Origin of the sequence: Mucilaginibacter gossypiicola, from assembly GCF_900110105.1 — a bacterium.
Taxonomy (GTDB): Bacteria; Bacteroidota; Bacteroidia; order Sphingobacteriales; family Sphingobacteriaceae; genus Mucilaginibacter; species Mucilaginibacter gossypiicola.
The window spans coordinates 574109-596493 of record NZ_FOCL01000002.1 but is presented as its reverse complement, the minus strand read 5'-3'; the positions used below and the strand labels follow the sequence as shown (position 1 = coordinate 596493).

21 protein-coding genes are annotated in these 22385 nt (G+C 43.8%); 10 read left to right on the top strand and 11 right to left on the bottom strand.

Features of this window, described 5'->3' with window-relative positions:
• Positions 1-18: 18 nt before the first annotated feature.
• Both BMX50_RS07825 and BMX50_RS07820 read right to left on the bottom strand, forming a co-directional pair.
• Complete coding sequence (locus BMX50_RS07825) at positions 19-840, bottom strand: TerC family protein (RefSeq protein WP_091209871.1); 822 nt, start codon at positions 838-840, stop codon at positions 19-21.
• A gap of 3 nt (positions 841-843) precedes the next feature.
• Positions 844-1764 carry a hypothetical protein gene (locus BMX50_RS07820; RefSeq protein WP_244280899.1) on the bottom strand — a complete coding sequence of 307 codons (921 nt, stop codon included), beginning with the start codon at positions 1762-1764 and terminating at the stop codon, positions 844-846.
• 564 nt (positions 1765-2328) lie between these two features.
• Here BMX50_RS07820 and BMX50_RS07815 point away from each other — a divergent pair.
• The 7 genes from BMX50_RS07815 (at position 2329) to BMX50_RS07785 (ending at position 7535) form a co-directional block, all read left to right on the top strand.
• Positions 2329-2910, top strand: a complete 582-nt coding sequence (locus BMX50_RS07815) for an RNA polymerase sigma factor (RefSeq protein WP_091209867.1) — start codon at positions 2329-2331, stop codon at positions 2908-2910.
• Positions 2907-3410 carry an anti-sigma factor gene (locus BMX50_RS07810; protein WP_091209865.1) on the top strand — a complete coding sequence of 168 codons (504 nt, stop codon included), beginning with the start codon at positions 2907-2909 and terminating at the stop codon, positions 3408-3410. The genes BMX50_RS07815 and BMX50_RS07810 overlap by 4 nt, the downstream gene beginning before the upstream one ends.
• A gap of 334 nt (positions 3411-3744) precedes the next feature.
• Positions 3745-4647 (top strand): helix-turn-helix domain-containing protein, encoded by a 903-nt coding sequence (locus BMX50_RS07805; protein WP_091209863.1) that lies wholly within the window; start codon positions 3745-3747, stop codon positions 4645-4647.
• A 93-nt stretch (positions 4648-4740) separates the two neighbouring features.
• Positions 4741-5574, top strand: a complete 834-nt coding sequence (locus tag BMX50_RS07800; protein ID WP_091209861.1) for an oxidoreductase — start codon at positions 4741-4743, stop codon at positions 5572-5574.
• A 44-nt stretch (positions 5575-5618) separates the two neighbouring features.
• The gene (locus BMX50_RS07795) at positions 5619-6350 is read left to right on the top strand and encodes an SDR family oxidoreductase (RefSeq protein WP_091209859.1); all 732 of its coding nucleotides are present in this window, start codon (positions 5619-5621) and stop codon (positions 6348-6350) included.
• A gap of 100 nt (positions 6351-6450) precedes the next feature.
• Positions 6451-7296 (top strand): oxidoreductase, encoded by an 846-nt coding sequence (locus BMX50_RS07790; RefSeq protein WP_091209857.1) that lies wholly within the window; start codon positions 6451-6453, stop codon positions 7294-7296.
• Positions 7257-7535 (top strand): Atu4866 domain-containing protein, encoded by a 279-nt coding sequence (locus BMX50_RS07785; RefSeq protein WP_091209855.1) that lies wholly within the window; start codon positions 7257-7259, stop codon positions 7533-7535. Before BMX50_RS07790 ends, BMX50_RS07785 begins: the two co-directional genes overlap by 40 nt.
• A 24-nt stretch (positions 7536-7559) precedes the next feature.
• Here BMX50_RS07785 and BMX50_RS07780 read toward each other — a convergent pair whose 3' ends face one another.
• Positions 7560-8276 (bottom strand): hypothetical protein, encoded by a 717-nt coding sequence (locus tag BMX50_RS07780; protein WP_091209853.1) that lies wholly within the window; start codon positions 8274-8276, stop codon positions 7560-7562.
• 54 nt (positions 8277-8330) lie between these two features.
• On the opposite strand from BMX50_RS07780, the gene BMX50_RS07775 reads away from it, so the two are divergent.
• Together BMX50_RS07775 and BMX50_RS07770 are read left to right on the top strand one after the other, a co-directional pair.
• Positions 8331-9047: an SAM-dependent methyltransferase gene (locus BMX50_RS07775; RefSeq protein WP_091209851.1), complete on the top strand. Its 717-nt coding sequence runs from the start codon at positions 8331-8333 to the stop codon at positions 9045-9047.
• The gene (locus BMX50_RS07770) at positions 9044-10654 is read left to right on the top strand and encodes an FAD-dependent oxidoreductase (protein ID WP_091209848.1); all 1611 of its coding nucleotides are present in this window, start codon (positions 9044-9046) and stop codon (positions 10652-10654) included. The genes BMX50_RS07775 and BMX50_RS07770 overlap by 4 nt, the downstream gene beginning before the upstream one ends.
• Before the next feature lie 105 nt (positions 10655-10759).
• On the opposite strand, the gene BMX50_RS07765 is transcribed toward BMX50_RS07770, so the two are convergent.
• From BMX50_RS07765 to aspS, 8 genes are all read right to left on the bottom strand, one after another.
• Positions 10760-12676 carry a T9SS type B sorting domain-containing protein gene (locus BMX50_RS07765; protein WP_091209846.1) on the bottom strand — a complete coding sequence of 639 codons (1917 nt, stop codon included), beginning with the start codon at positions 12674-12676 and terminating at the stop codon, positions 10760-10762.
• A gap of 226 nt (positions 12677-12902) precedes the next feature.
• Positions 12903-13604, bottom strand: coding sequence for a LytR/AlgR family response regulator transcription factor (locus tag BMX50_RS07760; RefSeq protein ID WP_091209844.1), 702 nt, complete (start codon positions 13602-13604; stop codon positions 12903-12905).
• Positions 13605-13607: 3 nt separating this feature from the next.
• Positions 13608-14792: a sensor histidine kinase gene (locus BMX50_RS07755; RefSeq protein WP_091209842.1), complete on the bottom strand. Its 1185-nt coding sequence runs from the start codon at positions 14790-14792 to the stop codon at positions 13608-13610.
• 497 nt (positions 14793-15289) lie between these two features.
• Positions 15290-15889, bottom strand: coding sequence for a MiaE family protein (gene miaE / locus BMX50_RS07750; RefSeq protein ID WP_208864663.1), 600 nt, complete (start codon positions 15887-15889; stop codon positions 15290-15292).
• Between the two features lie 114 nt (positions 15890-16003).
• Positions 16004-16471 carry an FKBP-type peptidyl-prolyl cis-trans isomerase gene (locus BMX50_RS07745; protein WP_091209840.1) on the bottom strand — a complete coding sequence of 156 codons (468 nt, stop codon included), beginning with the start codon at positions 16469-16471 and terminating at the stop codon, positions 16004-16006.
• A 23-nt stretch (positions 16472-16494) separates the two neighbouring features.
• Complete coding sequence (locus BMX50_RS07740) at positions 16495-16953, bottom strand: FKBP-type peptidyl-prolyl cis-trans isomerase (RefSeq protein WP_091209837.1); 459 nt, start codon at positions 16951-16953, stop codon at positions 16495-16497.
• Between the two features lie 83 nt (positions 16954-17036).
• Positions 17037-17501 carry an FKBP-type peptidyl-prolyl cis-trans isomerase gene (locus BMX50_RS07735; RefSeq protein ID WP_167667842.1) on the bottom strand — a complete coding sequence of 155 codons (465 nt, stop codon included), beginning with the start codon at positions 17499-17501 and terminating at the stop codon, positions 17037-17039.
• A 62-nt stretch (positions 17502-17563) separates the two neighbouring features.
• Positions 17564-19309 carry an aspartate--tRNA ligase gene (aspS, locus tag BMX50_RS07730; protein WP_091209834.1) on the bottom strand — a complete coding sequence of 582 codons (1746 nt, stop codon included), beginning with the start codon at positions 19307-19309 and terminating at the stop codon, positions 17564-17566.
• A 615-nt stretch (positions 19310-19924) separates the two neighbouring features.
• Between aspS and BMX50_RS07725 the strand changes: the two genes are divergently transcribed.
• On the top strand, positions 19925-22378 hold the full coding sequence (locus BMX50_RS07725; protein ID WP_317040870.1) for a TonB-dependent receptor: 2454 nt from the start codon (positions 19925-19927) through the stop codon (positions 22376-22378).
• Positions 22379-22385: the final 7 nt, after the last annotated feature.

The window sequence follows — 22385 nt, the reverse complement described above, 5'->3', positions numbered from 1 at the left end:
AAACTGCCAACTGATTTACTACTGCTTATCCAATACATCCTCTGCTGCTTCGGCAACTTCGGGCTCAATAGTATGTCTTTTAGGGAAGTTGAACAGTAGCGATGTAAGTACCGGGATAATAAATATAGCCACAGTAAATACTGACGTGAAAATATCAGCGCTTTCGCCCTCCATCAGTTTTGAAAATCCGGCTTCCGGGAAAAAGTGAACGTATAATGATGAGGACAGTTTAATCCCCAGCACGCCGATCACTATAAATGCTACAGTTTCCAGGAAGGTGAATTTTTCCATTAACTTCACAAAAGCCTGTGCTACAAAACGCATAGCCAGGATGCCGATGAACACGCCGATGTAGATCAGCATTTTATGATCGGTAAAAGCCACCGCGGCAAAAACGTTATCGATAGAGAAGGCAAGGTCCATCAGCTCAACTAAGGCGATAGTTGCCCATAAATTACCTATCAAACCTACTGTTGAGCGGTAAAGCCAGTTTTTGTTTTTATCAACAGATTCCTCTTCCCCATCACCGTCGCCTGCTGATAGTTTACCTTTAAAATAGTTGAAGCATAAATAAATGAGGTACAAGCCGCCAAGTGGTTTTAACCACCAAACAGATACCAGCCATGCAGCTAAGAACAAACAAACGCCGCGTAAAACGTAGGCACCGATGATACCGTAACGTAATGCTTTTTTACGCTGGTGCGGAGGCAGGTCGAGCACCATGGTTGCCAGTACGGCGGCATTATCAACAGAGAGCAGGCTCTCAATAACAATCAGGTTTAAAATGATCAGGACGCCGGCCTTCAGGTCGGGGCCAAGCACGTAGTGTAAAAACTCCATAAATTATATGATATCGGTATTAAGCATTGCTTTTAAAATATTGGCCTGCACATCAACATCGCTCAGGCTTTGTAAAAAGTTGATGTCGGCTATTTTCTTGTAGTTTTCGGCTAACAGGGATTTTATTTCGGGTGGCATGTATGATTTCATGGTTACCACATCGCTTTGCTGTTTGTCAATTTTATCCTGCAGCTCATGCGCCAGTTTTTCTTTTTTAGATAGATTACTATTATTCTCTACGCCCGAAAGCTTTGTTACGTCGCAAAATAGGAATAAATTATTGGCAGGCGAAAATAAAAAGTACCTGTCCTCATCCATAAATTTATATACTTCCAGTATGAGGTTGCCGGCTTTTAAACCGCAGTAAAATTCGGTACGAAACTCACGTTTTAACAATATCCCCATCAGTTTACGCTGAATAATAGCATTGGTATTATGATAGGTGTCGTTATAATTATACTGAACCAGTTCGTTATAAAGCTCTGGCGTTATATTATAAAAGAAGTCGGACCCATACCGCAGACTAAAAGCGTTGATATTTTTAGAGAAAGGGTAATCGTTTGAATTATCGGAAAGTACCTGGTAAAGTTTCCGCAAGGAGAGGTTCACTTTCAGCGCCTGCCTTTGCCTGTCAATTTTAAAATCCTGCTCGGTGAGTGCATTGTCATCCATTTGATCAATCATCTCTTTGGTAAGCTGGATCTCATCAAGCACGAGGCTTACATTGTTCTCGTTGTTCTTTTTGATCTTCCGGAGCAGGTCGACCAGACTGGTGGTAAATTGTACGTGGAAAAGCTCCAGCTTGTTGATGTCGATCTCGGGATTGGTTTCAAAAAGTTTATGGATAACCTGGGTACGCAGGTAGAGTTTGTAAATGAGCTCATCTTCAAAAAACACTGACAGCAGCTGAAGCTTGCTGAGCATCCTGTTAGACCCATTTAAAATATTTAACCTGTTATCATCCATCAACGTGCAGTGCCCCTTATATTAAATGTAAAAATACAAAATTATAGGATTGAATGTTTGAGCGTATGTTACGAATAAAGGGTGTGTATTTGGGAGTTTGAGTTTGGACAACAAAACTTTAAATGAACCCAAATTTGCGTTAGGGATTGAAGCGGATACCAGCCAATGAGTGTAATGCCTGCAGGCGTATGAGTGTAAAGCCTGGCCGCAGGCAACGCTATGGTAGAGATTAGTGGTTTGTCTGAACTCGAATTTTTTGAATTAAAGAATTAACAGAATGCTAAAGAAATTCTTAAAATTCGTTTAATTCGAGTTCAGACAATGGCGTTGACTCGGACCCGGGTTTTTCGTTACAAGCCCCTCATCTGACGCAAGTCTTGTGTGGCTGGTATAGGCATGGATGACTTGTGCCTTTGAGCCATAAAAGCAATGCCATACCACGACACCATTCCCACCAAAATAAATTATATTTACATATAGGTGTAACCCCATACGCCAAAGCGTAGTCACAGTGGTTATATAATGCAAAGCAAGCTTTCAGATATCGAACTTATTGAGCAAACCCTGGCGGGTAACCAATTTGCGTATGCCGATTTGGTTAAGCGGCATCAACGTTTTGTTTTTACGCTGGCCATGCGTTTTGCCAAAGGTCGGGAAGATGCTGAGGAGATTGCACAGGATTGTTTTGTAAAAGCATACCGCTCACTGGCATCTTTCCAGGGGCAGTCGAAATTTAGTACATGGCTTTATAGTATAGTTTATACTACGGCTATGACATTTTTAAGAAAGAAACGGGTAGATACCGATTCGATTGATGATGAGGGTACATTTGTGCAGGTTGAAAGCCACGAATCGGCATATGATACCAATAATGTAGAAAATAAATCGCGGTCGTACTACCTGAACCAGGCTATTGAGCAGTTATTGCCCGATGATGCTACCATTATTACCATGTTTTATAAGGGCGAGCAATCGTTAGAAGAAATTGCCCAAACAATGGGTATTGAAACAAATACCGTTAAGGTTAAACTATTTAGGGCACGCCAGCGTTTGAAAGAAAAGCTGGAGCGCAATTTAAAACACGAGGTCAAAGAACTGATATGAACACCATCGAAGAAAAACTTTGGAACTATATTGATGGTACCTGCACTCCGGCAGAGCAGGAAGCCATTGCGCGGCTTATTGAAACAGATGAGGTATACAAACAAAAGTATACCGAGTTGCTTGTGCTAAACCAGGAATTTGCCAGTATGGAGCTTGATGAGCCATCCATGGCTTTTAGTTATAATGTAATGGAGGCCATCAGGGCCGAGCAATTGGTTCCATTAAAGTCAACAATCAATAAAAAGATAATATTAAGCATTGCGGCTTTTTTCGTGCTGAGCATTTTGGCCCTGCTAATAGTTATCCTCTCAAATGTTAAAATTTCGGGCAATTTGTTCAGCGGATTGGATGTTAAGCTACCGGCGAGTTTAAAATTGCCTTCTGCAAGCAGTATCTTCAATAGTACTTTAATGAAAAGTTTTTTCGTGTTTGATGTAATTTTGGCGCTATTTTTAACCGATAGTTACTTGCGTAGAAAAAAAGCTGCAAAAGAGGCATAAAGTGTTCACTTTTCTGTAATGCCAAATAATGTCACAGTGTCTTTTTGACACTTATCTACACACTTTTTGTAAAGTAAATTCCCTTTTAACCTATTGTTAATGTATCAACAAGGATACATTAACAAAAAATTTAAAAAGTTTCGGGTTTTGGCACAGTGATTGTAATAACAAGAGCGAACTGGTAAACTTACCGGTTTAATTGTGATAAGGTTTAGGTTGAAAGTCTCCCGACGCAAGGTTGGGAGGCTTTTATTTTTTACAGCAAACCTATTGCATTTACTTCGCTGAAATGCCTATACTTGACACCCCGGTTTGATTTTTGTAACTTTGATTTATGTCGAAAGCAGAAACACTTGAGGATTTTTATCAAAAGAAGGTTAACTGGTTACCCAATAACCTGCAGCAAAACATCGGGCACTTTAATGTATTCAGGATTGAGGATTGTATTGGCCCTAATGCAAAGCAGGTAACCTACAGCCGCCGTACCTTTTATAAGATTAGTATGATGCGCGGCGACAATATCATTCACTATGCCGATAAAAGCATTAAGCTTTCGGGCACAACGCTGATGTTTTTCAGCGCTATGGTGCCTTATACATTTGAACATATGTCTGATGACCGCACCGGTTTCTTCTGCATATTTACTGAAGAGTTTTTCCTGGAAAAGTTCCGTACCGGCTTAAGTGAGTTCCCGGTGTTTGGTCTTAATGCCAAGCCTGTGTATGCCTTAAATGATGAGCAGGATGCCTATGTAACGGCTCTTTTTCAGAAAATGCTGACCGAGATCAATACCGAATATGCTTTTAAATATGACTTGCTGCGCAACTATGTTACCGAACTAATTTATTATGCGCTTAAAACGGAGCCGTCTGAAAATGTTTACAAGCACGTTGACGCTAAATCGCGGATAACATCAGTATTTACCGAGTTGCTGGAGCGTCAGTTTCCTATTGAAACACCGTCGCAACGGTTTTCACTGCGCTCTGCCAATGATTTTGCGCAGCGGCTTTCGGTACATGTAAATCACCTCAACAGGGCCATCCGCGAAACTACCGGCAAAACCACTACCGATCATATTGCCGACAGGCTGCTGAGCGAAGCCAAATCATTATTAAGGCATACCGACTGGAATATTTCTGAAATTGGCTACTGCCTGGGCTTTGAAGAGCCTACTCATTTCAATAACTTTTTCAAAAAACAAACCCGGCAAACACCAAGTTCGTTCCGTAATGTTTGAATTTTGTAACCTTTGGTTTGATTAATGTAATGCGCACCCTTTGTTGTAGCTGTAACTTTGTTTTATCTCAAACAAACAAAGCAAACACTTTTTATGGACAACAACAAAGTATGGTTTATTACCGGGGCTTCGAAAGGCTTTGGCCTTAGCCTGGTAAAACAACTATTGGATGCAGGACAGCTTGTTGCCGCTACTTCCAGAAATTTACAGGAGTTAACCGCAGCGGTTAATACAACAAGCAATAACTTTTTACCTCTACAGGTCGATCTGGCAAATGAAAGCAGCGTATCGCTGGCTTTACAGCACACTCATGAAGTTTTTGGCCGTATCGATGTAGTGATCAATAATGCCGGTTATGGGATAGGCGGCGCTATTGAAGAGCTTAGCGATGCCGAAACCCGCGTGGCATTTGATGTAAACGTATTTGGTACATTGAACGTAATCCGTGCGGTGATGCCTTACCTGCGTAAACAACGCTCGGGGCATATCATCAACATTTCATCTATCGCGGGTATTACCGGCAACGCCGGGTGGGCAATTTACGCCGGATCAAAATATGCAGTGATCGGCATTTCTGAAGTGCTTGCCGCCGACGTTAAAGAATTAGGCATTAAAGTTACAGTGGTTGCGCCGGGTGCTTTCCGCACCAGCTTCCTTACTGCCGGCTCGCTTTCAATCACCGAAAATAAAATAGATGATTACACCGAGGTTCGCGCTATCCACAACAAATACCTTAAAATGGATGGCAAGCAAGCCGGCGACCCGGAAAAGGCTGCAACTGCCATTATCAACACAGCTTACGAAGAAAACTCGCCATTGTACCTGTTATTAGGTGGCGATGCATACAATCGAGCCTTGGCTAAGCTTGACACTTTACACAATGAAATCAGGCAGTGGCAGGATGTAACCTGCTCAACCGATTTCTAAATTTTATTCTGTTACCCTATATCTACCTATATAAAAACAATAAAATGCAAAGTATCGAAGATAAAGTGATTGTGATAACCGGTGCCAGCAGTGGCATCGGCGCATCGGCTGCCCGAAAACTGGCTCAGCTTGGCGCAAAAGTAGTTTTGGCCGCCCGTCGCGAAGATCAGCTGAAAGCCCTGGTTGAAGAAATTGGCGGGAATGCCATGTATGTAGTAACCGATGTTGCCAAACGTGCAGATCTGGGCAATCTTATACAACAGGCTATAACCAAATTTGGCCATATTGATGTAATGTGGAATAATGCCGGCATCATGCCCATTTCTTTTTTTGAAGAAGGACATGTTGACGAGTGGGACAAAATGATCGACATTAACATTAAAGGTGTATTGTATGGTATTAATGCCGTACTGCCCCACATGATTGAGCGTGGTGAAGGTCATATTCTTTCAACCTCATCAGTAGGCGGGTTAAAAACATCGCCAGGCATCGGGGTGTACAGCGGTACCAAATTCGCTGTTAAGGCCATTATGGAAACCCTGCGCGAGGAGGTTGCCCAAACCATTAAAGTAACCACTATTTACCCCGGCGCTACAAAGTCGGAGTTAGGGCATGATATTACCAGCCCTAAAATCAAGGGCTTGTATGGTAATCTGACCAATATGCCCAAGCTTGATGAAGAGGCTATTGCCAACGCAGTGATCTACGCGATAAGTCAGCCGGACAATATTACCGTTAACGAAGTTGTGGTACGCCCGCTCGGCCAAACCCGATAAGGTTAATCCGGCGATCTTTTCCATCAAAATAAGCGAAAATCAAATATTACCGGTAAAGCAGTAACAAATCAATAAAATCAAAATCTATCAAAATAAAACTATGGAAAACAACAAAGTGTGGTTTGTAACAGGCGCCTCAAAAGGCCTGGGACTTGCCCTGGTAAAAAAACTATTAAGCGAGGGCTACAAGGTAGCCGCTACATCGCGCAATTTAAGCGATCTGAATAAAGCGGTTGATGCGCATAACGGGCAGTTTTTGCCGCTTGCCGTTAACTTAACCAACGAAGACAGCGTACAGGAAGCCATTGAGCTTGCAGTGAAAACCTTCGGAAAAATTGATGTTGTTGTTAATAATGCCGGTTATGGCTTATTAGGCGGCATCGAAGAACTGACTGACCGTGAGGCCCGTGATAACTTTGAGATCAACGTATTTGGATCGTTGAATGTGATCCGAAAGGCGCTGCCTTATCTGCGCGCCCAGAAATCGGGGCATATTTTAAATGTATCATCGATAGGAGGCTTTACCGGTGCATTTGCAGGTGGCGGCATTTATTGCGCTACCAAGTTTGCCGTTAACGGTTTCTCCGAAACCTTATCGGCCGAAGTTGCGCCGTTTGGTATAAAGGTTACCATCGTACAACCGGGTTATTTCAGGACTAATTTCCTGTCGGCCGGTTCCTTAGCGGTACCTCAAAACCAGATAGCCGACTATCAAAACGTACGCGATACAGTAAATTTTCACCAAAACGACATGGACAAGCAACAAGCCGGCGATCCTGAAAAAGCAGCCGCGGCTATGATCAGCATAACTAAAGAAGATAACCCGCCGCTAAATTTATTTTTAGGCGAAGATGCTTACGGCCTGGTTGAGAAAAAGCTTGCCTTCGTTCAAAACGAATTAGAAGCATGGAAAGATTTAACACTTTCAACAGCAATACAACAATAAACGCACACTATTATATAGGTGTATGGGTTACCCGCGATGGGTTGATCCGTCACGAATTTTTGCCCAACGGCCGTTATACCGAAGCCCGCGGCGATAAACAAAATGCCTACACAGGCTACTACAGTGTATTAGGCAATCACGTTGAATATCTTGACGATACCGGCTTTACCGCCGAAGGCGATTTCAGAGATGGTGTATACTATCACGCTGGAATGGTATTGTATAAAGAATCGGCGTAAGCAAACATTGAACAACATGCGTAACTATGCCGCATTTGAGATAAACTTAACCAAACTCCTTTTTGCTACGGGCAACAGCGTTTGCTCAAGCGGGAAGGTGATATCACTGTGTACATAGTAAACTGCAGGGTTGGGTAAAAACTTATTACGGTTAATAAGGTTCAGCTTTATACTTTCGGGCGTATTACTAATGCTTTGCTCATAAGTATCAACAAAAGCCACGTTGATACCGCGATATTTATCGTTCTTGTCCTCAAAAATAGTGATCTGATATTCATAGATCCGGTTGGTACTTTCTTTTCCGTTTCGTAAAGAAAAATAGCCATGATAAGGCATTAAAGGGATAATGCCAACCGGATCAATATTAACGTGGCTTTCAACAAAATCGTAAATATCCCTGCCGGTTTTTATAGCCGGGTCCATTTTGCCGAGGGCATAGGTAATGATCTGCTCTATCTCCAGCATCCTTTGATCATCTGTAATGATTTTTTGATAGGTAAGCTTTACTGCTTCGATATCAGCCTGGGTTAAACGTTGCGGGAAAGCTTGCTGCAGCAGCGTTTTATTCTTTTTAAAATCGATGAGGTTGTTATAGTGAAAAATAAGGTCGGCCAGGTTGGGGTATAACCGGCTGTTGTCAAAGTGGCTGTTAATTTCCTGCAGGTAGCTTAGCAGGATATATTTTTTGTATTCAAAGTCAATATGGCCTTCTATAAACCAGTTTACACCTAATTGTCTCATTTTTCAGCCTCCTTTTGATAGCTTAAATTAAACAAAAAACACCAACTTTGCAATATGCCCTATGGAACCCTTTATTTAATTCCCGTACCGCTGGCCGATGACGCGGCCGCAAAATCATTTACGCCCTACCTGGTTGATACTATCAACAGTATCAAAGAGTACATTGTGGAAAATGAAAAAACTGCACGCCGTTTTTTAAAAGAAGCCGGTTTAAAAACTCCGCAAAGCGAACTGGTGATCCACGACTACGGTAAACACAACCGCGATATGGGCAAGGCCGATTTTTTTAAGGGCCTGCAGGCCGGTAATGATGTAGGCTTGATGAGCGAAGCCGGCTGTCCCGGCGTTGCTGATCCCGGTGCCGAAATTGTTGATAAGGCCCATCGCATGGGTATTAAGGTTGTGCCTTTAGTTGGTCCAAGCTCTATTTTGCTGGCGCTGATGGCATCTGGCTTTAGCGGCCAAAGCTTTGCGTTTCATGGCTACCTGCCTATTGATAAAGCACTTCGCGCTAAAAAGATCAAGGAACTGGAAAATACGGCTGTAAAGCTCGATCAAACCCAAATGTTCATCGAAACACCCTTCCGCAATAACCCAATGCTTGAGGAGATTCTGAAAACAGGCAACCCTAAAACCAAGCTTTGTATTGCTTGCGACCTTACTGCCGCTACAGAACTTGTGCAAACCAAAACTATTGCCGAGTGGCAAAAGAAGGTGCCCGATCTGCATAAACGTCCTACCATATTTTTACTCTATCACGGCAATAAATGACCATAAGCCAGCAGCATAGCCCCGTTGTAATAGTAGGTGCCGGACCATCGGGTTTGATGATGGCAGCTCAGCTTTTACGATATGGCGTGCAGCCGGTAATTATTGATAGCAAGCAGGGGCCAACCTCACACTCAAAGGCATTGGCGGTGCAGGCCCGGTCTATGGAAATCTATAGGCAAATGGGAGTCATCGATAAAGTGCTCAACGATGGCAAACGCGGAGGTGGTGTACAATTTAACCAGGAGGGCACCGAAGTAGCCAGCCTTTCGCTGGCAAATGTTGGCGAAACGCAAACGGCTTTCCCCTTTATCCAGATGTACCCGCAAAGTAAAAACGAGCGGTTATTGCTTGATTTTATTACGCTGAATTGCTGCCCCGTATACTGGAATACTTCGCTACTGTCACTAAGCCAGGATGCCGATAAGGTAACCCTGCAACTGCAAAGCGGCGAGGATAAACAAACCATCACCTGCGATTGGCTGATTGGTGCAGATGGCGCACATAGCACTGTACGCAAGCAACTGAATATTCCTTTTAATGGCGATACTTACCAGCACCAGTTTTATTTGGCAGATATTAAAATAGATGCCGATTTCGGGGACAAGGTTAACCTGTTCCTGTCAAAAAAAGGTTTTGCTGGTTTTTTCCCTATGCCCGATGAACGGAGCTACCGCGTTGTAGGTAACCTGCCCGATGAATTTGATAAAAAAGACGAACTGCAAATTGAAGAGGTATTACCGCACTTGCGGGATGTTACCAAGCAGCAGATCATTGTTGAACATACCAACTGGTTCACCACCTATCGCCTGCACCATCGCATGGCCGATAAATTCAGGGAGCAACGTTGCTTTCTGATTGGCGACGCCGCGCATATTCACTCGCCGGTTGGCGGGCAGGGCATGAACACCGGTTTACAAGATGCCTATAACCTGGCCTGGAAGCTGGCAGGTGTGGTTAATGATCGGCTTAAAGCATCGGTGTTGGGTAGCTACGCCCAGGAACGGATGCCTGTAGCCAAAGACCTGCTCAACACTACCGACCGGATCTTTAAAATGATCCTGTCGCGTAACTGGTTCATTAATTTACTAAAGAAGTATTTGCTGCCCATTGCTTTAAAATGGGTGTGGCGTAAACCCAATTTGCGCGAAGCTTTTTTTAAACGGGTATCACAAACCGGTATAGCCTATCGCCATAGCCCGATAAATCTTAACCTGAGCCACGCCACCTTAATCAAAGCTGGCGACAGGCTGCCCTACCTCAAAGTTTTCGACGAAAAGCGGCAACTGGAAACTGACCTGCACGAATGGTGCAGCAAACCGGGCTTTACACTCATTTGTTTAGGCAAACTCAAGGAACTTGACCTGTTCACCGTAGCCAAATGGATTACTCAAAACTATGGGGCCAATCTTAACTTCTTTTACTTGCCCCCATCGGCCAAAAACCAACACATTTTTGATGCTTTCGAAATTAAAGAAAATCAAAAGAAAGCGCTCATCATCCGCCCGGATATGCACATCGGCTTTTTGAATGATGTGGTGGATATTGATATGATGGATAATTATCTGCTGAATGTGGTGGGATTTAAATCGGAAGTCTCAAGTCTTTAGTCTCAAGTCGCAAATCTTAAGTTCACAGTTCCAGGTCAACATAAAATTTGAAAACTCGGCATTTCTGGCTTAAAACTTCTGACTTCGAACTTAAGACTTAAAAACTCACCTCGCCACCATCACCCAGCCACTCATCACATTTCCATTCTTCAAATCAATCACATAATAATACGTACCCGATGGAATAACCCGGCCGCCATATTTGCCGTCCCAGGCCTGGGGGTAGCCGGTGCTTTTAAATACCAGCGCGCCATATCTGTTAAATACCTGGGTGGTTGAAGTTGGGTAAGTATCAAGTGCTTCAATAGCCCAGGTGTCGTTAACACCGTCGCCATTGGGCGTAAAGGTGTTGGGGATAACTACTTTTTTATAAACACGCACAAACACCTCGTCGGTAGCTTCGTCACCGCAGCCCGAGTTTGATACCACATGCAGGGTATAGGTGATATCTTCCATTGGTGAGGCGGTTGGTTTAAGTTCAAGGCTGCTGCTCAGATAATCGGTTGGGGTCCAGTAATAGCTTACGTTTGTGCCTTTAGTGCTGCCATTAAGCGTAGTTGACTGCCCCTGGGTAATATGCTTGTCTGGCCCTGCGCTGGCAACAGGTTTTTTAAGCACATTCACTTGTACGTTAGCCGTTGAGGTGCAGGTGCCGTTGCTTACTGTAACGGTATAAAGCGTAGTGTCTGTTGGACTGGCAACTGGATTGGCAATATTAGCATCTGAGAGGCCCGTTGTAGGCGACCATGAATAGGTTGAGCCTCCGCTGGCATTTAATGTTACTGAATTGCCCTCGCAAATGGGTTCAACGGCGTCAACTGCCGCAACAGGCTGGGCATTTACTACAACCTGCAAAGGTACTACTACCTCGCAGTTGGAGGATGATTTAATCGTAACCGAATATGTACCTGCTGCCGCTGCAGTTACATTGCTGATGGTTGGGTTTTGAATGGCTGATGTAAAACCATTTGGGCCCGTCCATTGATAACTTACCCCGGTTGATGCACTTAGCGTTAACGTTGTGCCGGCGCAAACAGGCGTATTGGCTGTTGCCGTTGATGAAGGAGGTGCGCCAACAGTAAGTGTAAGTACATTTGATGCCGACCGGCAAAGTGCCGAATTGATGTTACCTGCCTGTGCTGTTACGGCCCGGTAATAATAAGTGCCGGCCACCGTTGGTGAGGTAATCTGGTAACTTGAGCCGGTGCTGCCCGCCCCGGTAAGATCTGTCCATGCACCACTGCCGTTTTTGTATTGCCATAAAACCGTGTAGCCACTGGGGATAGTGGTATTAAGCGTATATGTTTGCGGAACATCCGAACAAGCCGAGGCTGTTAATGTCGAGCTTGAACTGCTGAAGCTTGCCGCTATAACCGGGCCGTAAGGCCTGAAAACAATATCATCAATTGCAAGGTCGTTTGCAGGAGCACCACCCGCGCTGTTGTTGATCATCTTGATTACCACATCGCCAACACCCGCAGGTAATGTAAAATTAAATGATTCCTGTACCCATTTATAGCTGCCGCTGGTACGGGCAATAGTACCGGTATTAAAACTTTGAATGGTTGTGCCATCCGTTTTTTCGATAGCGAAAGTGATATTGGGCGGGCTGATATCATTGCTCCTTAACAAGTTCACTACCCAGGCCGAAAACTGGTAGGTTGTATTGGAGCACAAACCCGTAATAGTACGTTTATAAAAATAATCGGTTAAGGATCTACTGGCATTTACTACCATCATGTAGCCTCCTGTATTACCTGTATGGTCTGTTGCCGACCACCAAACATTGCCCGCACCAGCAGTAGTATTTTCAATGGTATAATAACCATCACTCGGAAAATCGGCACTGCTGTAAGGATAGCTCGTCGACCCAGAGTCGGCAGGCAAGGCGCCAGAGTGCGTGGATGTTCCCGAGCCGAAAGTAATGCTGACCACCGGGTCGCCAAGGCTTTGTGCATTTGTTTTACGGGCTAATACAATGAGAAAAAAGCTGATTAGGGGGAGTAACTTTTTTGCTTCCAACGGAATACTGTTTTAAAAAAGCGCCTGCATGTACTACTAACATACAGACGCTACTATCGCAACTATTATGAAAAGGGGTATTATATAAACCATTTATGGGGTTATAATTGGTTTACGATATAAATATGGGGGCATAGCGGGTCTTCATCAATTATGTATCGATGAATAGCAGTTTTGTATAGGCGAACGTAATGGAAGTGATTGGTTTAACCACCCGGGGAGCCTTCTATTTCAATTTAGCCCAGTTGCGGGCAAAATCATTATAAGTTTCACTTACTGGCAATTCTACGTCGGTAAGCTGAACCTTACGGTTCTGGATAGACCGGATCTTGTTAACAGGTACAATATAGCTGCGGTGTATGCGCTGGAATTTGGCAGAAGGCAGTTTTTCCAATACCTTTTTCATCGGCATTAGCGTGAGGATTGTTTTATCGTTAGTGATATGGATCTTGATATAATCCTCCATACTTTCAATGTATTCGATAGTACCCAGGTCTATCTTAACCATACGATATTCGGAGTACACGTACAGGCTTTCGTCGGCCTCTTCGGCAGTGGGTTTGGTTTTGTATTTATAATAATCCACAGCTTTTTCAACAGCCTTGGTAAAGCGCTTGATGTCTATCGGTTTTAAGATATAATCAAGTGCCTCCAGTTCAAAACCTTCGTATGCAAAGTTTTTATAGGCTGTGGTAAATATTACCATGGGCTTTACCTGGAGAGAACGTACAAGATCGATTCCGGTAATATCGGGCATGTTAATATCAACAAAAAGCAGATCGACGGGGGTTGTCTTTAAAAATTCGGCTCCGGTAATGGCATCTTCAAACGTATTAACCATTTGTAACGCAGGGAAACGCGATACATAATCACTTATGAGCCTTAAGGCAAGCGGTTCATCGTCAATAGCTATACATTTAAGCACCATAATTTAAGCTTGTAAAGTAAGTTGAACAATATACTCATTATTGAGACTGCTTATGCTTAACAAATGCTTGCCGGGATATAAATGTTCCAGCCGTTGCCTGGTGTTTTTTATGCCGATGCCTGTGCGCTGGTAATCGCTTTTCTGTAAACCAAAGATCCGGTTTTTGCAATAAAAGGAAATATCAAGCTCATGGATATTGATCATGATATCTATAGCCGATGGTTCATGTTTGCTCACTCCATATTTAAAAACATTTTCGATGAAGGTCATCATCACCAGAGGAGCTATTTTTCTTATGCCAATATTCCCGTTAACCTCAAAATTAACTGCGGTATTTTTGCCTATGCGAAGGCGTTGCAGTTCAATATAATCGCTGATACAATCAATTTCGCTTTGCAGTGGTACAAAGTCTTCGGCAACATCGTCGGTAACATAGCGCATAATGTTCGAGAGCTTCATGATACTATCTGCCGCATTATCATCTTTGATAGCAGCAAGCGTATAAATATTATTTAACGTGTTGAACAGGAAGTGCGGATTGATCTGTGCTTTCAGGAATGAGAGCTCGGCATTGGTTTTATCGGCCTCGGCCCGGGCTGCACGTTGTTCGGTAAGCTGCCACTGCTGAACGGTTTTGATTGCCATGCTCAGCGCCATAATCATAAGGAAAATGAACAGACTGGTACTATCAAACGGTTTCCTGAATCTGCGTGGATGTCCGAAACGGTTTTTTTGCCCTAAGGAATCGGGATGGAAATACGGTGGCCGTTCAAACGCTCCCTGCGTATCAGGAGAAAGAGTACCAAACCTATGATGACCAAAACGGCGGCCATCAAAAGACGGAGGGGGCGGAATCACCATCCCGTTACGCATTCTCCAGCCTTCAGTGCTTCGCAAAAGTCTGTCGAACGGTTGGAGCATGTAAACACATCCCAATAAAACAACGCATATAATGCTGTAAATTAAATACTTCTTTTTTAAAAAGAACTGCGGAATGAACAGGTAAGCGTTACTGTAAAAAAGGACTATATAAGTGAGGCAAAATATCCAGTAGGCCGGCTTTTCCAGAAAAGAAGTAACAGAAGTATTGTATAGTGACCGGCTATTTAAAAAAACCAGCGGGAAAGCCATGAACAGCAGCCAGCCGGCAATATGTATAACAACCGAAAATACTTTGAAACGCGACATGATGTAAAATAACGCATTATGTTAGAAAGTTTTAAGTAAAAGTCCGAAAGTTGGAAAGTCATGTCCCCTCAGGGTATCTCGTAGATACAAGTTAACCCACAAAATTCACCAACCTGAAATTTCAATAGGAGGCACCTAAGGAGTCAAAAAAGCCCTCTTTTAATGCTATAAACACGTGGCCCCGCTGGGGCCGGCAAGGTTTTACTACATAATCAGGTATTAATTGAGATGCTTAAGGACAGATGCACCAGAGGTGCAAAAGGTTTGTAGCATAAAAAGTATAGAAATACCCTTTGCCCCAGAGGGGCAAAACAAAAGGCTTGGCTGATTAAACGACAAAGCAATTTTGTGGGTAAACTTGTATCTACGAGAGACCCAGAGGGGACGTTAATCTCGTAGCTAATGCATGTCCGCCCTGTATAGTCCGCGATTGCTTCGTGCCTCGCAATGACAGCTTATTTTTATTTGTTCTTAACCCCCTTCTTAATAGCTACGACTTACCCATGAATAGTTTCACCCTTACCGTAATTTTGAATTACCTGGGCTTCATATTCCAGGAACTGTTTCCAGCGGGCCTCAACATCAATTTCCTCGGCATATTTTTTTGCCAGGCGAATGAACATGGAATAATGGGTGGCTTCGCTGATCATCAGTTCGTGGTAAAAAGTAGCCAGCTGATCGTCATTGATATTTTCAGATAGTACCTTGAAGCGCTCACAGCTCCGTGCCTCTATCATGGCCGAAAACAGTAGCCTGTCAATCAGCTGGGCTTCGCGGCCACCGCCAATGATGATAAATTTCCGGAGTTCGTTCACATAATTATCCTTGCGCTCACGGCCAAGAATATAACCACGCTCCAGTATAATATCATGTACACGTTTAAAATGGTCCATTTCCTCCTGTACCAACAGGGCCATTTCCTGCACCAGTTCGCTCAGGTTGGGATTTTGAACAATAAGGGTTATAGCATTACTGGCGGCCTTTTGTTCGCAAAAGGCATGGTCGGTCAAAATCTCTTCGATATTGCTCTCTACCACGTTTTTAACCCAAAGCGGATCGGTAGGCAACTGCAGTTTTAAAATGGTTTTCTCGCTCACAGCGCAAAGATAGTTTTTGAAGGCGAAAGGATAAAGGTTAAAGGCAAAAGGTTGTCCTTATGATGGGTTAAAACATAAAGGCCATCTTTATGGACGGCCTTTATGTTTATTTTGTTACTGATCTATTTTTTTTAGTTTGATATCGAAGATCACTATCGAGTTAGGCGGGATCTGGCTGGTACCATAAACACCGTAAGCTAACCGGGAAGGTGCAATAAGCAGGATCTCTCCGCCTGCGGCAATCATTGGGATCGCTATCTGCCATCCGGTTAACAAAACATTGAGCTTATTGCTGTAATCGGTTTGTCCGTTTATACTTACACCGCTCAGCAACTGTCCCGAATAGTCGATGGTTACTGTTGCATTGGGGCCGGCATGAGTACCAGTCCCTGGCGCGATAACCTGGTAATAAAGCCCTGAAGTATCTTTTGTAGCGCTGATTTCGGGGTGTGCTGCCAGATAAATTTTGATATTGCCATCCTCGTTCAGGACATTTTGCTGCGGATCGGGCGACTTATCTTTAAAACATGCAGACAGGATCAATAGCGGCGCAAACAATAGCAGCAACAGGGTTTTTCTCATTTTGGGTTTTAGCGATTGGTAAATCAGCTAAAACTAAGCAGATCAATCGTAAATACCAAAACCGAATTTTTAGGAATATTATCCTGGGCAGTGTTGCCATAGCCATCCCTTGAAGGAATAACCAAAATGATGCGGCCGCCTGTTTGCAAATAAAGCAGGCCCGATTGCCAGCCGGCAATAAACCCGCTAAGGCTTTGGGTTACTGTGCTGTTTGAGGCGAATTTGGTGCCGTTTAATAACATGCCCGTATAAGTTACTTTAACCGTTGATGAGGCCGACGGCTTTGTTCCTGTGCCCTGCGTTACAATTTTGTAATAAACGCCAGAGCCATCGGCAGTAGCATGAAATGCCGTATCGGTACCGATGTAAGCTTTAATTGCGGCGTCATCTGTAGCGGCCTGTTTTGCAGAGTCAAATTTGTCTTTTGAGCATGAGGCGAGGAGCACCAGCGGAGCGAATACGAATAATAAGAATTTCTTCATGTCGTTAGTAGTTCTGTTGTTAAATTAATTTGTTGGGCAAAAAGCAACAGAACGCTACGGCAATTGAACTTATTTTGGCAGAATTAGTTAAATTCTGTTAAATCCACGGAGAACACCAGTACCGAGTTTTCGGGAATACGGCCTGGCCCATTAGCACCGTAAGCGAGGCCCGAGGGTACAATGAGTAATATGGAGCCTCCCTCTTTCACCAACGGAATGCCTATTTGCCAGCCTTTAATCAGGTGATCAAGCGGACTCGAATAGCCATTCCCTTTGTCTACAACCATATCATTCAATAATGCCGCGGTATAATTTACAGTAACCAGGGAGTTGTCTTTTGGATGATCACCTTTACCTTCAGATAAGATCTGATAATAAATTCCCGATGGGTCTTTTTGGGCCTTGATCTGCGGATTGGCTTTCAGATAAATACGGATCAGGGAATCGTCTATACGTGCCTGTTTAGCCTGGTTCAATTTCACAGAGTTATCACATGACATTATCAGCGTAATGATAATTGCACTTAGCAGTAAAAGATATTTTTTCATGATGGACATCCAAATAAAAGCCCCCTTTGCTGTAAAGGGGGCTCAGTGTATGTTTGGGTTAATTAAACCGTTGTTTTGATTTTTAGCTCGGTCATTTGTGCCTCGGCAATGGTTGATGGTGAATCGATCATCACATCGCGGCCCGAATTGTTTTTAGGGAAGGCGATCACATCGCGGATAGAATCTAATCCTGCGAATATCGACGCCAAACGGTCGAAACCAAATGCTATACCGCCATGAGGAGGTGCACCATATTCAAAAGCATCCATCAGGAAGCCGAATTGCTTTTGTGCCTCTTCCGGCGAGAAACCAAGATGCTTGAACATCAATGACTGCAGGCCACGGTCATGGATCCTGATAGAACCACCGCCTATTTCGGTGCCATTGATTACCAAATCATAAGCATTTGCACGTACTGCGCCCGGCTCGGTATCTAACAAAGCAATATCCTCTGGTTTTGGTGAGGTGAACGGGTGGTGCATGGCATGGTAACGGCCGCTTTCTTCATCCCACTCCAACAGCGGGAAGTCAACCACCCACAGTGGTGCAAAAGTGTTTTTATCGCGCAGGCCTAAACGGGAGCCCATTTCCAAACGTAATTCGTTCAGTTGTTTACGTACCTTATCGGCACCACCAGCCAGGATCAGCATTAAGTCGCCTTTTTCAGCGCCAAATGCAGCTGCCCAGTTGGTTAGCTCGTCCTCGTTGTAAAATTTATCAACCGATGATTTCAGGGTGCCGTCTTCGTTGTAGCGGCAATAGATCATACCGGTTACACCAATTTGAGGGCGTTTTAACCATTCGGTCAGTTCATCAACCTGTTTGCGGGTATAGTTTGCACAGCCTTTGGCATTGATGCCCACAACCAGTTCGGCATTATCAAAAATGCTGAAACCTTTGCCTTTAACAATATCATTCAGCTCAACAAACTGCATCCCAAAACGTACATCTGGTTTGTCTGATCCGTATAAGCGCATAGCATCCGAATACAGCATACGCGGAACCTCGCCCAGGTCAATACCTTTTACAGTTTTGAACAGATGGCGGGTAAGCCCTTCAAATATATTCAGGATATCTTCCTGGCTCACAAACGAAAGCTCGCAGTCAATCTGGGTAAACTCCGGCTGACGGTCGGCACGCAGATCCTCGTCCCTGAAACATTTTACGATCTGGAAGTAACGGTCAAAACCGCTTACCATCAGTAACTGTTTAAAAGTTTGAGGCGATTGCGGCAGGGCGTAAAACTCGCCTGCGTTCATGCGGCTTGGCACCACAAAATCGCGTGCGCCTTCCGGGGTCGATTTGATCAGCACCGGGGTTTCAACTTCGATAAAATCAAGCTTATCTAAATATTTACGCACTTCCTGCGCCATTTTGTGGCGAAGCACCAGGTTATTGCGTATAGGGTTACGACGAAGATCAAGGTAACGGTATTTAGCACGTAATTCCTCACCGCCGTCTGTTTCGTCCTCAATCAGGAACGGAGGCAGTTTTGCTGCGTTAAGCACTTCAATATCAGTAACAGCAATTTCAATTTCGCCGGTAGGGATTTTGGTGTTTTTGCTGGCACGCTCAATTACATTACCGGTAACTTTGATCACAAACTCGCGACCAAGTTCACGGCTTTTTTCGCGCAGCGTAGCATCTGTATCTGTGTTGAATATCAATTGGGTTAAACCATAACGGTCGCGCACGTCGATAAAAGTAGTACCGCCCAAATCGCGCGATTTTTGTACCCAACCGCATAATGTAACGGTTTGGCCTAAATGGCTGATATTTAATTCGCCGCAGGTATGAGTTCTAAGCATAGCAATGTTTTATAAAAGTTTGCTAAAGTAGGGTTTTGATTTCGGATTTCGGATTTTCGATTTCGAATTTAGTAACATGTTAATTTAAAAGCCAATAAAGGGGCTAAAAAGGTTATTTACTGTTGATGGATTGGTGAAATTTCAATTGGATTATTTAGCGCAAAGACACTAAAAGAAGAAGAAAAAGGAATACGGGTTTTCGCTATAGCGTCTTTGCGAGCCTTGTAAATTTTGCCTCGTTTTGGTAGCAAGTTTATTGTAAACAGGAGATATCCTTCAAAAATCCGAAATCCCACATCCGAAATCCAAAATCAAAACATATCTTTGCGCAATACAATTCTCAAGGGGTGCCTTGCTTTGGTTGCAAAACAAACTGCTGTTTGTTTTACCAAACTGAAAGACGGGCTGAGATCATACCCAGGAGGTTAGTCATAAGTACTGAGTTTTAAGTTCAAAGTCAATCACGGCTTTCGGCTTAAGACTTCCCACTCAAGACTTCCCCCCACACCTGATCCGGGTAATGCCGGCGTAGGGATAAAGGTAAATAAGTTAAGTGTACTGCTGTTTCTCCCTGGCTTGCAGATGGTTTAACTCAGATTTTTTGTTTAACGCATTTTGAAAAATTTATTTGTGGCCGTTATGGCCCTGCTGCTGCCTGTTATGGCATCTGCCCAGCTTTCCATTACAGGGAAAGTGACCAATCAATCCGGCGAAGCACTGCCCGGCGCAACTGTTACTATTTTAAACCCCAAGCTTAGCACGGTTACTGATGCTGCCGGTAAATATAGTTTCAACGACCTCAAGAGAGGTAATTATACGCTTAAAGCCAGTTATATCGGTTATCAGCCTCTGGTAAAAAACAGTACACTCAACGCAAACACAGCACTCAATTTTACTTTAGGATCGGGAACTTTTACTACTGATGAAGTAACCGTAATTGCAACCCGTGCAGGTAAAAACGCGCCGACTGCCTTTACCAACCTGAGTAAAAAAGACCTGGAGAAGAACAATTTTGGCCAGGACCTGCCTTATTTGTTAAATCAAACACCGTCAGTTGTGGTTAGTTCTGATGCCGGTACAGGTATTGGCTATACAGGTATCCGCATCCGGGGTTCAGACGCGTCGCGGATTAACGTGACGGTTAACGGCATCCCATTAAATGATGCTGAAAGCCAGGGTGCATTCTTTGTCGATCTGCCCGATTTTGCTTCTTCCATCAATAACCTGCAAATTCAGCGCGGTGTAGGTACTTCAACCAATGGTGCGGGTGCTTTTGGTGGTAGTATTAACGTGCAAACTGCAACCCGCCGGGACACCGCTTATGCCCAGCTTGATAATTCGGCAGGTTCATATGGTTCGGTAAAAAATACAGTAAGTATGGGTACAGGCTTACTTGGCGGCAGGTTTAGCATTGATGGCCGTTTGTCTCGTATCAGGTCCGATGGGTATATCGCCCGTGCTTCGGCCCGGTTAAAATCATTTTTTGTGAGCGGCGCTTATTATGGTGATAACAGTACTTTAAGATTAAACGTGTTCTCGGGCCATGAGCGCACCTACCAGGCCTGGAACGGCGTGGCCGACTATGTGATTGGCGACAATACCCGCCCCGATAACCGCACGTACAATGAGCTGGGATACATGGGGAACAATGCGTTTTATAAAGACGAGGTTGACGATTATCTGCAAAACCACTATCAGTTATTGTACGATAAAAAGTTTTCGGATAAACTTTCATTTAGCGGTGCACTGCACTATACTCATGGCGAAGGTTATTACGAGGAATATAAAAAAGACGACGACGTAAGCAATTACGGTTTAACGCCGGTTATTTATGGCACTGATACCATTAAAACCACCAACCTCGTACGTCGGCAATGGCTTAATAACGATTTTTATGGTGTTACTTATGCCTTAAAATATCAGCCCACTACCAAATTGAACTTTAACCTTGGCGGCGCCTATAATGAATATAAAGGCGCGCATTACGGTAATATTATTTCTGCCGAAGAAAGCATAGGTGTTGGACCTAACTATCAATACTATCGGGATGATGCCAAAAAGAAGGACTTTAATATTTTTGGTCGGGCCGAATGGCATGTAGACAAATTTTTACTGTATGCCGATATGCAATACCGCCATATTAATTATTCGTTTTACGGTATCGACAAAAACCTTAATAATGCCCAGCAAACCGCGCAGTTAAATTTCTTTAATCCTAAAGCAGGCGTAACCTATCAGTTTAACGAGCATAGCAATGTGTATGCTTCCTTTGCGGTAGGCAACCACGAACCTAATCGTGATGATTATGTTGACTCGCCTCCGCAAAACCGCCCGAAGGCCGAGAACCTGAAAGATTTTGAAGCCGGCTATCGTTTTGGCTCGTCTGTTTTCAGCGGAGAGTTAAACGGTTTTTATATGTTGTATAAAAATCAATTGGTATTAACCGGTTCGCTGAATGATGTAGGCAGCCCGGTACGTACCAATGTAAAGGACAGCTATCGCGCAGGTTTGGAGTTTAGCGGAAAAGTGAAAATCACCAGCCAGTTAAACTGGGGCGTTACCGCTACGTTAAGCACCAATAAGATCAAAAACTATCAGCAGTTTTTCTCAAATTACGACAACGGGGCCCTTGTTGAAGAAACTTTTGCCAAAACAGATATTGCCTATTCGCCATCGCTTACGGGTTCAAGCGTGATCAGTTACAGCCCGATCAAAGGCGGGGAGATTGCCTTCATTAGCAAATATGTTGGCAAACAGTACCTGGACAATACCATGAACCGTAATCCCGAAGGTTTTGGTATTGCTCCTGATAACGCTGAAAATCCTTATGCTGCCAACCGCCAGCTAAACAGCTTTTTTGTGAATGATGTAAGGTTGAGGTACAGCTTCAGTGTTCGCTCGGTTAAAAACATAACTGTTGGCCTGCAGGTTAATAATATCTTTAGCGAGAAATATGAGAACAACGGCGCTACCTATCCGGATATTGAGGGCGGGCACGTAATTAACTATAACTATTACTTCCCGCAGGCACCGCGAAACTTTATGGCTTCGCTAAGTTTAGGCTTTTAATCATGCA